Source organism: Burkholderia sp. AW49-1, assembly GCF_053427845.1.
Genome location: NZ_JBSAXF010000045.1, coordinates 15,361 through 29,095 on the forward strand (window position 1 = coordinate 15,361; position 13,735 = coordinate 29,095).

Below are 13,735 nucleotides of genomic sequence, written 5' to 3' on the forward strand. Positions count from 1 at the left end.
AGTGCGGTCGATCCGAAACAATCGAGGCCATATGAGAATTCTGGGAGCTGCGGTGTCGGTACCGGGCACGAGCCATAATTTGCAATCCTATGCGTCGTGCTATGCGCTCGGTGCGGCGAAACAGGCGCTGGACCAGGCCGGCTGCCTGCCGTCCGAACTGGATCTAATCATCAGCTTGTCGATTTCACCGAGCCGCATCGTGGCCGATCCGGCGATTGCGGGGCCGAGGCTCGCGCATCCGGTGCAGCGCGACTTGCGTGCCCGGCACGCGGCCGTGTTCGACCTGCTTGACGCGGACTGGACGCTCGCGCTCGATGTTGCGCAGAGTCATTGCCGCTGGCTCGGCTACCGGCGCGCGCTTGTCGTTCGGGCGGAGGCACTGGCTGATGTCGGGTGTGCTGACAACAGCGGTTTCGCCGACGGGGCTGGCGCCATCGTGCTGACAGCGGGCGGGACGGAGCGTCGCCAGGTCGCGCGCTACGCCGACGTCTGCGGGCCGGCATTTGCGAGCCTGGATGCGGTCCCGGCATGCAGCCTCGATGGCGCACACCCCGTGGCGCGCTTCGAGAGCCGTTTCGACAGCGCGACGGGGTGCTTCAGCACCGAACGCAGCGCGCTGTCTTCGGCGATACGCACGGTGGTGGGCGAAGTGCGCGACCATGCGGCCGAACCGGTTGCCGTGCTGTTTCACGAATCGTGGCTGGGTGCGGCGATGGGGCTCGACGACGGTATCGAGCATGTCGAAGGCGCGCGCGACATTCCGAATCCATTCCAGCTGCCGGCCTGGCTTGCCGGCTGCGTGACGGCGTCGCGAAGCGCGCGTGATGCCGAACGGACCGTGGCGGCCCTGACCCTGGATGTATTCAGGCATCGCGTGGCGTGCAGCACGATGGAGGTTTGACGGTGTACAACGTCCGAATGGCGAGTCTCGCGTGTCGTTTGCCGACACGTTATGTGCGCAATGACGACTCTGTTTTTGCGCGAGTCGAACCGATCCCGACGGAGTGGTGGCGATTCTGGGGCATCGAATCGCGCTACATGATCGATCCGGAGGTCGGCGAATCCGAACTGACGCTGGCCGAGGCTGCCGCGCGCGAGGCCCTGGAACTGGCAGAAGTGGAGGCCGGCGAGCTCGATCTGGTGCTGTTCAGCATGACGTCGCCGTTTGTCACGCACGCCGATGGCCGACGCCGGTTCGCACCGCGTCTGTCGCGGATGCTGCGCAATCGTCTCGGTGCACCGCAGGCGCTCGATGCCGATGTCGACATGGAATGCGCGAGCTTTATGCTGCAACTGCAGATCGCAGCCAATCTGATCAGGGATGGCAGAGTCAAGCGCGCACTCGTATGTTCGTCGGAACGGATGTCCGCTGTGGCTGACTTTGGCAGCAAGTCGTCGACGAATTTTGGTGACGGGGCGGCCGCGGCCGTGCTGATGGCCGATCCGGTCGATCCGCAAGGTGCGAACTGGCTGAAGTCGGTCTACCACAGCGACGCGACGCATTACGACCTCGTGACGATGCGGTGGCGCGAGGCGCTGGGGGCAGCCGGGCGAGGTGAGGATGCCGATGCTGATACCGATAGCCGCTTTGGTGTCTATTTCACCCTCAAGCCCGACGCACAAGAGATGATCGCGCGATTCATGCCTGATGCGATCCCGGGTGTCGTCGCGAGCCTGTTGCATCGGTGTGACATGGGCACCGCACATATCGATGCGTTCGTGTTTCACCAGCCTTCGGCGCTGCTTGTGCGCACCTGGGCTCAACGACTTGTACTCTCCCCGCATCAGTATGTGATCCGGGTTGCGGACTGTGCCTGCCTCGTTTCGGCGGCTGTGCCATTTGCGCTGCACGAGTCGATTCGTCAGGGCATCGTTCAACCCGGGTCCCTGACGGTCATCGCCGGCGCGGGTGCCGGATGGAACTTCGGCGCGCAGCTGTGGCGCTGGGGCGATACGGCGATCAACCGCATCGATACGAACCCGAACCCGAACCCGGAGCCCGCACGTGAGCGCTAGTCTCGTCATTGCGGGATTGGGTTACGCGTTGCCGGACCGGGTCGTCGACAATCATGAAGTCGCGACGCGAATCGAAACCAGCGACACGTTCATTCGTGAGCGGACCGGCGTCGTATCGCGGCGTTATCTCGCCCCCGATCAGCATCTGGCCGATCTCGCGTGCCCGGCCGCCGAGCGGGCGCTGGCCGCGGCCGGAGCGAGCCCGCATGACGTCGATCTGCTGATTGTCAATACGTTGTCACCCGATCATCACGATCCGTCGCAGGCGTGCTACCTGCAGCCGCGCCTCGGATTGCGGGAGATCCCGTGCTTCGACATTCGCGCCCAGTGCAGCGGCGGGCTCTACGGTATCGAAATCGCGCGGCATTTCCTCGCGAGCGGACTCTATCGCAACGTGCTGCTGATTTGCGCCGAGGCGTTGTCGCGCCGGATTGACACCAGCCTTGCGGGGCGCAATCTGTCGGTGCTGCTGGGCGATGGCGCCGCCGCACTGTTGCTGCGGCCCTCACCGCACCCCGACGTCGGCTTGATGGACCTGATACTCGGCGCCGACGGCACGCAATTCGACCTGCTGTGCACGGAGGCGCCGGGCGCGAGGTGTCCGTGCTTCGTCGATGCGGCCGACGTGGCGCAAGGACGGCACCAGTTCCGCATGCGCGGCGCGGCCATGTTCGATGACGCAACGCGGCGCATCGTCGCTGCGTGCCGGCAGATGCTCGAGCGGCACGCGCTGACGATTGCAGATATCGGTCTTGTCGTGCCGCATCAGCCGAATCTTCGCATCCTTGAGCGGGTGATGGCGGAACTCGGGCTGCCTCGGGAGCGATGTGTCATATCGGTCGACCGGCTGGGCAACATGGCGAGCGCCGCGTTTCCGGTCGCGTTGGCCATCGCGCATGACCAAGGGCGCCTTCTCGCCGGGCAACTCAATCTGCTTGTGACGTACGGTGCAGGCGCCACGTGGGCCTGTGCGCTCTACCGGAGCTGATTGACATGCTGAACGATACTCCGGGCTGGATCGATTCGCATCTGGCCATGATCGGCACGCGTGACGTGCCGCTGTATGTCATCGTCAACGACGAGGCCGCCACCTTGATCGAAGGCGGCCTGAGTTGTATGACGGCGCTGGTCTGGCGGCAACTCCACGCACTGCTGCGCGACCATGGCGGCATCCGGCACCTGCGCTACTGGCTGATCACGCACTCGCACTACGACCATTGCGGCTTGCTGCTCACGCTGAAGTCGCGCATGCCGTGGATTCACGTGTCGGGATCGCCCGACACGTTCGACGCGTTCCAGAGTCCATCGGCGTGCCGGACGATATGTCACCTCGACAGGTTGGCCTCGCAGGCCTGGGCACCATGCGCCGAAACCGAATTCGCGGGCCTGTCCGAATTGCCGTTCTACCCGGTCAATCCCGGCCGAGAACTCGACATCGGTGACGGGATGCACATTCGGGTAGTGGCGCTGCCGGGGCACAGCCGTTGCCAGGTCGGCTATTACTGCCCGCAACTCGACATTGCATTCGTGTCCGACGCGATCGGCGAACTCCATGGCCCGACCGATTGGCTGCCGCTGGTTTTTCATGATCCGTTTGCCTATCGTCACTCGCTTGATCTCATTGAGCAACTGGACACGCGTCGGCTGGCACTCGGTCATCACGGTGTGCTGATCGGTGATTCCGCCAGCTCGGCGGTGCGGCATGCGCGCGCGTGCCTCGACGCGTGCGAGGCACACGCGCGTGCTGTCCGTGGCAATGCAGACGCTGCTCGGGCGCTTGCTTACGACTGGACGGCACGTTACGCGGCTCGCAGTGCACGCGTGGTGCCGCGCCATCTGCACCTGTCAAGCATGACGCGCATGATCGACCTGTTCCATCGCACGGAATAGGTGTAGCCGCGTCACATCGGGCCGGCCGGCCCGGCGTTCAGGTCTTGCTCGCTCGTCTTGCGCGCATCGGCTGCCACACGTCATTTCCACTCCTCGATCGACTCCATCATGACAACTGAAATCCTTCCGACGACCGTCAATGAATTGCTCAGGCATCGCGCACGCAACATGGAGGACAAGACCGCCTATGTTTTTCTGAGCGGCCCCCCGGAGAATGAACAGGCGGATTCGATGACGTTCTCGGGCGTCGACGAGCACGCATGCCGGATTGCCGCGCTGCTGAAACAGCATGGGGTCGGCATCAGCGATCGGGTCTTGCTGATGTGTCGCCCGGGACTCGACTACATTAGCGGCTTCATGGGCTGCCTGTATGCGGGCGCCGTCGCGGTTCCTGTCTACCCACCGCGCAACCGTCAACACATGGCGAGGATCGCCGGCATTGTCATGAACGCAGGCGCCGCTACGATCCTGTGTTCGGCCGAGGATCTGACGCGCTGCACGGCGTGGCTGGTGGACACAGAGGCATCCGGTTGCGAGCTGCTCGATGTCGATCTTGCTTGCGCAATGGATCCGACGCACCCCCCGGTCGATGTACCGCCGTCTCACATCGCATTTCTCCAGTACACGTCCGGCACGACCGGTACGCCGAAGGGTGTGATGGTGACGCATGCGAACCTGCTGCATAACCTTGGGCAGATTTGCACATGGCTCGTATCCGACGAGCAGAGCACGTTGGTCAGCTGGCTTCCTCCGTATCACGACATGGGACTGATCGGTGCGATCCTGACCTCGCTGTACGGTGGTTTCCGGTGCGTGCTGATGGCGCCGGAGCGCTTCATCCAGCATCCGTTTTTGTGGCTGCGGGCGATCAGCCAGTACGGGGCCGATCTCACCGGGGCGCCCGACTTCGCGTATCGGATGTGCTGCCGGCGGGTTTCCGACGAGCAGCGGGCAGCGCTCGACCTGAGCTGCATCAAAGCTGCATACACCGGTGCGGAGTCGGTCAGGGCAGGCACCCTGTCGGACTTCGCTCGGCGCTTCGGTGCGGCGGGCTTCGACGCAGAGAGTTTCCGGCCATGCTACGGACTGGCGGAGGGAACGCTGTTCGTGACCGGGAGACACCTGCCACAGCCGATTCGAACCGTCTGTATCGATCGAGGCGCGCTTGAACAGCAATCCGTGGTGATACGCGGCGAAAATCTTCGCCTATCGTCCGAGTTGCAGGACCGTCCGGGGGAGCGGATCCTGGTCAGTGTGGGCAGCACTGGCGGCGCTCAGGAGGTCATCGTGTGCGACCCGCACACGCGCGAGCGTTGTGCCGACCGCACGATCGGCGAAATCTGGGTGGCCGGCCCGAGCGTCGCCGCAGGCTACTGGGGGCTCGACGAGCTGACGTGTTCGACGTTTCGGGCCGACGCAAAGCACACCGGGACCAAGACGTACCTGCGAACGGGCGATCTCGGCTTTCTACGCGGCAACGAACTTTACGTGACGGGCCGGCTGAAGAACATGGTGATCCTGTCCGGGCGCAACTACTACTCGGAGGACATCGAGCACGTGGTGACTGCGGGTGCGCGGGAGCTGGTACCCAACGGCTGCGCCGCCTTCGGGGACGACCAGGACGATGCCGAGAGCCTGATCGTGGTCGCGGAAGTCGAGCGCACGCAACGCAAGGGCGACCTCGACGGCATTGTCAATACGATTCGAAAATCGATCTGGAATCACCTTGGCATCGCGCCGAGTACGGTCGTTCTGGCATCTCCCGGCAGTGTGCCCAAGACATCGAGCGGCAAAGTGCGGCGACGCGCATGCCGGGCCAAGCTGGCCGACGGGGCGTTGACTGTTCTCGTGCGCTGGGATGTGGCCTCCGGCATGCAAATACCCGCGCGCGATCACCTTGAATGCGATTCGGCGGTATCAGCGAAGGCTGTTTCAACGGGGGCAGGCGATCATGCGGTGCGCGAGGCTTCGTGCGTCGACGAACTGGTTGACTGGCTCAGATGTTACGCACGCAAGCGGATCGATTCGCGATCGATCGACGAGCGCCGCACGATTCCACCGCACATCGCGCTGGATCTCGGCAACCGCGGCATCCTCGGGATGCAGGTCGACCGGTCATACGGCGGGTTGGGTTTCGGGCACCGCGACATGCTCCGTGTCGTGTCGCAGTTGGCGACGATCGATTCGACACTGGCCTTTTTCGCCGGCCTGAACAACACGCTCGGCATCGTGCCGATCATGCGGCACGCGCAACCCGCATTGCGCGACGAGTTGCTGCCGCAACTCGCGACCGGCCGGATGCTGGCCGCATTCGCGATCACGGAGCCCGGGGCGGGCTCCCATCCGCGCGCGATGACGTCGCGGGCCCGGCAGATCGAGCGTGGCGACTGGCTGGTGTCCGGTCACAAGTGCTGGAGCGGATCATCCGCGTGGGCCGGTGTCATCAACGTGTTTACGCGGCGGGCCGATGGCACGGGGATGATCGGGTTGGCCGTGCGCCCGAGCACGCCGGGCGTGCGCATCGGCGCGGAAGAGCTGACCATGGGCGTGCGCGGGATGATCCAGAACTCGATTCATCTTGATCGCGCACTGATCAGCGATGCGTGTCGGCTGGGCGAACCCGGGCAGGGAATGCTTGTCGCGCAGGAGGCGATGAACACCGCACGTCTCGGTATCGCGGCCATCTGCACCGGCGTGATGAAACGCTGCGCGCAGTTGATGCATCGCTATGGCGCGCGACGCGAGATCGCCACCGGCCTGCTGCTGGACAATCCGTTGAGCCGCCAGCGCCTCGGCGAGCTTCGCCATCGCATCGCCGGGTTGAATGCCCTCGTCGACAATCTCGCGGGTGCGCTCGACAGCGGCATCGAGGTTCCTGAAGACGCCCTGCTGATTGCCAAGATCCTGGGTTCGGAGTTGCTATCGGAATCGGTCGACGAAATGATGCAGTTCCTGGGTGGGCGCGGCCACATTGAAACGAATCTTGCACCGCAAATATTCCGCGATGCGCGTCTGACCCGCATTTTCGAAGGGCCGACGGAGACGTTGCTGGTTCACTTGGGAAGCCGGTTGCTGAATGGCAGCGACGATCTGCCGGCTTACCTGGAGCGTCACCTTGGGGCGGCAGTGCTGGCCCTGGAGTTGCGTGAACTCGGCGAGCAAATGCTCGATGATGGCCTGACGAACGCGTCGAATCTCGGCGGTGCAGCACACGCCGCCATCTGGGTCGACTACTGGTTCGGTGCGGTCGCGCAATGGGCGTTGCTGCTGGCCGTGGTCGAGCAGGCGGCGGCACGGCGGCACGTGGACGACGCCACCCTTGCTTGGGCACAAAGCCAGCACGAATTGGCGATCGAGGCGGCCCAGCGGCAGATTCGTTTGCGATCGGCGCTGTCGACTTCCGTTCAGTTGAACGACTGGGCGTTGGACAACGAACTCGACATCGGCTCGATTGAGCAAACCATACCCGGGGTCAGCCAGCATCTGGACCCGTTGTTGCGACCGAGGGACGAGCCTCTGTCGGGCGCTGATGAACTGGCTACGCCTGCCCGGGAACGTTCCGATGCGGTGTCATCCCCGGGCGCGACTGAACCGGTGCGGCTCGTCGATCGCGAACTGGCCCACTCAATCGAACGCTGGCTGATCGACTGGCTCGACGAGCGGCTCAAGGCGCGTCGTCTTTGCCTCACGCCCGCGACGACGTTTGCGGAAATCGGGCTCGATTCAATCCTCGCGGTCGAACTGACGCTGGAATTCAATGAAACGTTTAGCGTGACCGTGGATGCGTCCGCGCTCTGGGATTACCCCTCGATCAGCTCGCTGGCAATGCATCTCGCAACGCGAATCTGGCGCACTCAAACCGTTTGCGACAACGTGAACGCGCGCTTGCCCCGCGCCGTACGTTCACCCGCCTTGTGAGAGTGTCCATCATGTCGATCCGATTCGATTTCACGAGTTGCCCCGATATCCTGGCCCAGCAGCTTGAATGCTACCTTGAGGCACAACCGGAGGAAACGCGCAAGTTGCTCGGCCTGTCGGCCAATACGCCGCTCGGCGTCGAGGTGCTGAAAATGGAGTCACCGGTGCGGATTCAGCGCGACATTGACATGGCCACGTTACGCATCGGTCAACGTGACGCGCAGCGCATCATGGCCCGAACCCGCAGCTGCAATTGGGCGAATGGAATCGTGCTAGTGCCGACCCTCGTGCGCCTAGCGTTCGCAGGCGCATTTCGTGGACTTCGGGCCGGGACGCCTCGCTCGATGCGCTCGCTGGTGCTCATTCGCCAGCCACACCCGACCCGCAATCTCGGCGTGATGTGGGGCGCGTTGAATCTGTTGAGCCTCGCCGGCTGGCTCAACCTCAGTGGTAGCGACGAGAATGCCGAGTTCGCACTGACGCCTGCGGGCGAATATATTGTGCGATGCGTCGAGCGCGCGCGGCCGATGTTCTTGTTGCTGGCGAATGCGACAGCAACGCTTCAGCATCTGCACGAACTGTGTCATCAAATACGTATCGATAGTGCCGAAAGCGCGCTGTATGCGCAGCTCGCACGGATTTGCGTGGCCGGGTGGACACTACCGACGCCTGCCAACGAAGTGGAACGGCAGGCGCACGAGCAGCTGCGCATGGCAATGGATGGTCTGCTGCTCGGCCCCACATGGGTTGCGCTCGACATGCCGGTATTCAGGCGAAAGCCGGATGGACAGTATCGTCAGGTGGGGCCCGGTATGCTCGACATGCTCGATCGCGAGCCTGGCGGTGTAGCGGTCGGCGTATGGGGCGCGACGAATCCGGTCGTGCTGCATGCCGCATTGTCATTGATGTGCACATTCGGCATGATGGACATCGAGCGGGAGACGGTCCGATTGACGGATGCGGGGCGACTTCATCGGCCGATCGCGGCACCCTATGCCGGCCTGCCTGCTTCGTATTTGCGCTCGTATGCGGTGCTCGACGAGATTCTGTTCGGCAATCCCGATCCACTGGATATCGACCGCGACGGACATATCGACCGTGTCATGAATATCTATGCGTCCAGCGGTGCTGGATCCGGGCCGGCGGCCCAGGACATCACCACCAAGATCCTGCACAAGTTGTTCGACGAGACGCCGCTGGAGCGGCAGCCGGCGGGCATTGCGGACATGGGATGCGGTGATGGCAGTGCGCTCAAGCGGCTGACCGAGTACATCCTCAGTTCGACACGGCGCGGACGGTACCTCGACGACTACCCGCTGATCGTGGTCGGCGCGGACTATAACGAAGCCGCCCGGGGCAGGGCGATGGCCACCTTGTCCGCGTTGCACGGCGTGCGGGGCGTGCACGTTCGCGTGATCGCCGCCGATATCTCGCAACCTGAGCGCTACAACGACGCGGTTGCCGAGAGCGGGCTTACGGTTCGGCGATCGGACGGCAGCCTCAGGCCAGCGCAGCTGAACGACTTGCTGCATACGTTCATGTTCCTGATTCACAACCGGAAGCTCGTCATCAAGCGCCGGGACCAGGCCGACATGATCCTGGAGCGCCACTTGCGCACCGTCGATCGTTCCCGATTGTCCGCGGTCGTGGATCAGTATTTTTCGGGAAACCTGACCGTATCCAATCTGGCCGGGCTACCGATGACGCTCGATGCACTCAAGAGCGCATTCCGGGTCGCCTATAGCGACACAGGCGGGCTCGTTCCGGGTTATGTGGTCGCGGCGGACCTGATCCAGTTCATTTCGCGATGGAAGCGTCACGCCAAGCACGGGTTCCTGATCGTCGAAGGGCATAGCCCCTGGGCATCCAGCCTGTGCCGGGATGCATCGAACGCGGCGAGCCGCTGGAGGCGCACCGAGCAGTTGCCCTCGGTGTTCAATTGGGGGATGCATTTCCTGTCGCGGCAGTTCATGATGCCGTTTAATGAATTCATGCTCGCGATGACATTGGCCGGCCTTTCGCCGAGCACGCCAATTCATGGGCGAATTCATCCCGAGGGGTTTCCTGGCCCCGACCTGCTGAGCGACTATCGATTCTTCAGCATCGCGAATTACATCAACGACATGGGCGGTCGAGACTACGCGATGACCGACTGACTATCCGTCCGGTAGTTCGGAGCAGCCGGTCTTCATCAGGCAGCGCTGCATCTGCGTCGCGTCTGCGCTCCCCCGGCGTCGCACCTCGTCGCGAAAACAGGTCGGCGCGCCGAGGAGCCGGGGGACATGGCTTGAACGGGATGTCAGCGAACCGGCAAACGCATGATCTGGGACGTGGTCATGACATTGCCGAACGAATCCTCGATTTCTGCGAGCGCTGCGCGCTGCAACGTATCCTTGTCGATCGTCTCGCCGTTCGCGCGCACGATACCGCGCGTTGCGGAAGCGTCCGATGCCACGATGACGTGGTAGCCAAGCGTGCCGGCGTCGCGCGCCGCGCCCGCGACTGATGCATGCGTCGTCAGGCCGGAGATGACGATCGTCCTGATATGTGCCGCTTTCAGTCGCTTGTCCAGATCGGTGCTGGCGAACACGCTCACCGTGCTCTTCTGCAGTATCGTGTCCCGGCGGCGCGGTTTGATACCTGCCTGGAACTTCACTGTCTCGCTGCCGACGGCGAACACGGCGGAATCGGCCGGCGCGATTTGCCGGACAAAGAACACGGGCATGTGCCTGAGCGACGCCAGATGGAAGAGGCGCCGTGCATTTTTGATCGCCTTGTGGCCGTCGGGGAGGGGCAATCTGCCGCTGAAGAATTCCTTCTGGAAGTCAATGATCACGAATGCGGTTGTCTTCGCATCGAGGTGATCGGGCGGTCGATGGCCGAACATTGCACGAATTGTCTGCTGCGATTCGCCACTTGCTACGCAAGCGAATGGCATCGAGACAGCCGCAATGGAAAGGCCGATTGCAACATGTTTGAGAAGCGCGGGCAAACGGAAGGGCATCGTGGTCTCTTGCGATATTGTTGTCGTTACATCCCGTCGACGTCGGCGGCGTCGATCCGTCCGGGTCGAATTGCACCCGTTCTTGTGTCGGAGCGTGCTCAGGCGCCACGTGAGAGCGTGGTTCGCGAAACGGGAGGGTTGACTGATTCTGTGGGTGGCAGGATCGAAGGCGATCGACGTGCTGTGCCGGCGTTCGTGCGATTCGTGTACGTCACCCGTATGGCAATGGGAATCGGCATGCGTTGAAAAGGTTATCGACGATGCACCGTTTCCGGCATTGGTTGCAGGGTCAACGCTTCATTCCCGAGCACCATGCTGTTCTCGCGAAAATGCGTCGTACAGCTGAATCGCTCTGGCCGGTCCCATCGCATTGGGCTTCTTCACGACGGGGTTTTCTCGTGCGATTGCGTTGCGCCATGAAAACCCCGGCACGGATCTCGGCTACCGACGGTTAGCCATTCGCTTGCGTAATTTTTGCAATCCCGGAGGACGGATTGAAATCCGAAAACGAATAATCCGGGTCACCCTGGAAATACCCGACGACCTGATCGTTGTATTTCAGTTTGACGGTGGTGTTGTCTGCTCCAATGTGAAGATTGAGCACCACGCTCGCATCCGACAGCAGCGTACCTGGCGGAATGGTCTGGCCGCTCATTGCGACGTTGATCGAGAAATTGGTTGAGACGTCCGCGGTAATGGAGCCGACCAGTCGCAGTGCGATGGGCGTCTCGTTCGGGTCGTACGAAATATCCGAGCAAACCACCTTGATGACGGACAGCTTGCTGTCCCCTGAAATCGTGAAAGTGCCAGATGCCTTGAGAAATACAGCTCGTTCCTGCGCGTCGTCGAACAACGGCGCCAGATCCGGATGCGCCGACTTCACACGTTTTGCCCGTTCCCGATCATGCTCGAGAATCAGGCCGGCAATGGCATTGTAGGTTTTTTCTTTTTCACTGAAATTGACCTGCGACTTGGTAGACATTGATTGCTCCATACAGGCAGTGATGAAGTGGAATTTCGCTCGACCAATCGAGCGAAATGCAGCGTATACCTCGATAAGATTTTTTTCAACTCAAATTTTTATTTGTAATTGTGGTCGGTATTTATGAATTCGTATAGGTTAGAGAAATGATTTTATAATAAAGATAGATGCGATAATTAGCCGTGCAGGTTGGTTCTATTTTAAATGGAAACCTGTGCGAAGTTTGTTTCACTGCAGACAATAAGTGCCTGTCCGAAGCGGCTGCGAACGCGTGCGAGCGGGCAACCGTGGGCGACCGCGGGCCGCGGCGGGCCCGGCCGATCTGTTGGTCGTTTGCCTCGCCCCGTGTTCGGTGCCGGTGAGTGGGTGACTTTCTGTTACGAGCGTCAGTTCGCGCCGCATTCTTCCAGGAACTCTGCAAATTTCTCGAGAATCGCGTGCATGTCCCGGCGCCCGAATCCGATACGGAAATTTGCATTGCCGTAATCGAGCAACGTGCTCGGTAACAGCAAAATCCCGGTCTGCTCGAGCAGCCTGGAGCAAAACGCGTCGGCAAGGTGTCCGTGCAGGCGTGGAAAGGCGATCGTGCCTGCCTTCGGCTTACTCCACGAGAACGTTCCTGGAAAGGTGTCGAAGAAGCGTTCCAGCTCGACGAGGTTGGCCCGCGTGATCTCGGTGGCGCGACGTGTCAGCGTATCCGTGTGGCGAGCGGCGAGTGTGCCGAGAAACTCACTCGGCGCGCTGTTGCATATCGTGAGGTAGTCTTTGAACGTGCCCATGTTCCACAGCACTTCCGGGTCGTGCGTGGCAATCCAGCCCACGCGCAAACCTGCCAATCCATGGGACTTGGACAGGCAACCCAGTGACACGGCTCGCTCATACACGTCGCACGCGGCCGGCAAGCGGTCGTCTTCGCTGAGTTCCAGTCGTCGATACACCTCGTCGCTGAACAACATCAACCCGTGACGACGGGCAAAGGCCACGATCGCCATGAATTCTTCGCGGGTGGGAAGATAGCCGGTCGGATTGTGCGGCACGCAAAGCAGGATGGCCTTCGTTTTGGCACGCAACAGGGTCGGTAACTCGTCGATGTCGAGCGACCATCGATGTGCTTCTCTCGCGCGCCACGGTGACACCGTGATGCCGAGTTCCGCAGTCAGCGAGTAGTGCGACTGATAGCCGGGCATGTGCACGATCACATGGTCGCCTGGCGAGAACATCGTGTTGACGAACGAATAGATGGCTTCCTGGGCACCCGTGTGCACGATGACTTGATCCGAATCGATCGTTTCGTAGCATTTCGCCAGTTCGCGGCGAAGCGCGGGGGCGCCGGGATATTCGGTATAGCCGAGCCACGTTTCCTGTAGTTCGTGCTCAGCACCCGGTTCGAGCGCCAGCAACGCTTTGACCGACATCGATTCAGGATCGGAACTGCACAGCAGGTGCCTGGCCGTGAACTCGTGGGCGGCAAAATAGCGCTCAAGTTTGAATGGAGTGTGATTCATGTCTTGCTCCCGCGTGATCGATCGACATCAAACAATGACATCAGATTGATGAAAGGGCGTGATCTTGACGCATCCGAAGCGGGGCCGCCGGATGCGATACGACGTAGTTGCAGTCAACGCGAACGCGCACTCGTCATTTCATTTACTTGTACGAATGCGTGCTTCATATTTGTTCGAGCAGCAATGAATGTATGCCGGAAATCGTCAATGCTGTTGCGTGATTGTTGCGTTCGTGACGGTCTTTTGACGGACGTCCCGGTCAAGTCGTGTTCAATCAATTGAAGAGGGTAGATGAGGAACGTAATTAACCTGGTTCTTTTCGCTGGGTGTCTGGTCGGGTTGTCGGGGGTGGCCATTGCAGTGGCGAACGGTGATCGAAGCGGAACATTGATGAACCCGCTTGAAAATATGCCGGTGGTC

At 61.7% G+C, this 13,735-nt stretch carries 9 protein-coding genes; 6 read left to right on the forward strand and 3 right to left on the reverse strand.

What is annotated here, in order from left to right; all coding sequences use genetic code 11:
* Nucleotides 1-31: 31 nt before the first annotated feature.
* From ACV22W_RS31835 to ACV22W_RS31860, 6 genes are all read left to right on the forward strand, one after another.
* Nucleotides 32-901 carry a hypothetical protein gene (locus tag ACV22W_RS31835; RefSeq protein ID WP_448023418.1) on the forward strand — a complete coding sequence of 290 codons (870 nt, stop codon included), beginning with the start codon at nt 32-34 and terminating at the stop codon, nt 899-901.
* 17 nt (nt 902-918) lie between these two features.
* Nucleotides 919-2,016 carry a 3-oxoacyl-ACP synthase III family protein gene (locus tag ACV22W_RS31840; RefSeq protein WP_448023432.1) on the forward strand — a complete coding sequence of 366 codons (1,098 nt, stop codon included), beginning with the start codon at nt 919-921 and terminating at the stop codon, nt 2,014-2,016.
* On the forward strand, nt 2,006-3,004 hold the full coding sequence (locus tag ACV22W_RS31845; RefSeq protein WP_448023433.1) for a beta-ketoacyl-ACP synthase 3: 999 nt from the start codon (nt 2,006-2,008) through the stop codon (nt 3,002-3,004). The genes ACV22W_RS31840 and ACV22W_RS31845 overlap by 11 nt, the downstream gene beginning before the upstream one ends.
* Nucleotides 3,005-3,009: 5 nt before the next feature.
* The gene (locus ACV22W_RS31850; protein ID WP_448023434.1) at nt 3,010-3,906 is read left to right on the forward strand and encodes an MBL fold metallo-hydrolase; all 897 of its coding nucleotides are present in this window, start codon (nt 3,010-3,012) and stop codon (nt 3,904-3,906) included.
* Nucleotides 3,907-4,014: 108 nt separating this feature from the next.
* Nucleotides 4,015-7,824, forward strand: coding sequence for an AMP-binding protein (locus tag ACV22W_RS31855; RefSeq protein WP_448023419.1), 3,810 nt, complete (start codon nt 4,015-4,017; stop codon nt 7,822-7,824).
* A gap of 11 nt (nt 7,825-7,835) precedes the next feature.
* Entirely contained in the window at nt 7,836-9,980 is a 2,145-nt protein-coding gene (locus ACV22W_RS31860; RefSeq protein WP_448023421.1) for an AprA-related methyltransferase, read from the forward strand.
* Between the two features lie 143 nt (nt 9,981-10,123).
* Here the strand turns inward: ACV22W_RS31860 and ACV22W_RS31865 are convergent, their stop codons facing one another.
* The 3 genes from ACV22W_RS31865 to ACV22W_RS31875 form a co-directional block, all read right to left on the reverse strand.
* Nucleotides 10,124-10,828, reverse strand: a complete 705-nt coding sequence (locus ACV22W_RS31865; protein ID WP_448023423.1) for a cysteine hydrolase family protein — start codon at nt 10,826-10,828, stop codon at nt 10,124-10,126.
* A gap of 451 nt (nt 10,829-11,279) precedes the next feature.
* Entirely contained in the window at nt 11,280-11,810 is a 531-nt protein-coding gene (locus tag ACV22W_RS31870) for a hypothetical protein (protein ID WP_448023425.1), read from the reverse strand.
* Nucleotides 11,811-12,196: 386 nt separating this feature from the next.
* A complete protein-coding gene (locus ACV22W_RS31875) occupies nt 12,197-13,315 on the reverse strand; it encodes an aminotransferase class I/II-fold pyridoxal phosphate-dependent enzyme (protein WP_448023427.1) in 1,119 nt (372 codons plus the stop codon).
* Nucleotides 13,316-13,735: the final 420 nt, after the last annotated feature.

Excerpts from the sequence above, each read along its gene's own strand:
- ACV22W_RS31835 (WP_448023418.1), top strand. The coding sequence starts at position 32 with ATGAGAATTCTGGGAGCTGCGGTGTCGGTACCGGGCACGAGCCATAAT.
- ACV22W_RS31840 (WP_448023432.1), top strand. The coding sequence starts at position 919 with ATGGCGAGTCTCGCGTGTCGTTTGCCGACACGTTATGTGCGCAATGAC.
- ACV22W_RS31850 (WP_448023434.1), top strand. The coding sequence starts at position 3,010 with ATGCTGAACGATACTCCGGGCTGGATCGATTCGCATCTGGCCATGATC.
- ACV22W_RS31855 (WP_448023419.1), top strand. The coding sequence starts at position 4,015 with ATGACAACTGAAATCCTTCCGACGACCGTCAATGAATTGCTCAGGCAT.
- ACV22W_RS31860 (WP_448023421.1), top strand. The coding sequence starts at position 7,836 with ATGTCGATCCGATTCGATTTCACGAGTTGCCCCGATATCCTGGCCCAG.
- ACV22W_RS31865 (WP_448023423.1), bottom strand. The coding sequence starts at position 10,828 with ATGCCCTTCCGTTTGCCCGCGCTTCTCAAACATGTTGCAATCGGCCTT.
- ACV22W_RS31870 (WP_448023425.1), bottom strand. The coding sequence starts at position 11,810 with ATGTCTACCAAGTCGCAGGTCAATTTCAGTGAAAAAGAAAAAACCTAC.
- ACV22W_RS31875 (WP_448023427.1), bottom strand. The coding sequence starts at position 13,315 with ATGAATCACACTCCATTCAAACTTGAGCGCTATTTTGCCGCCCACGAG.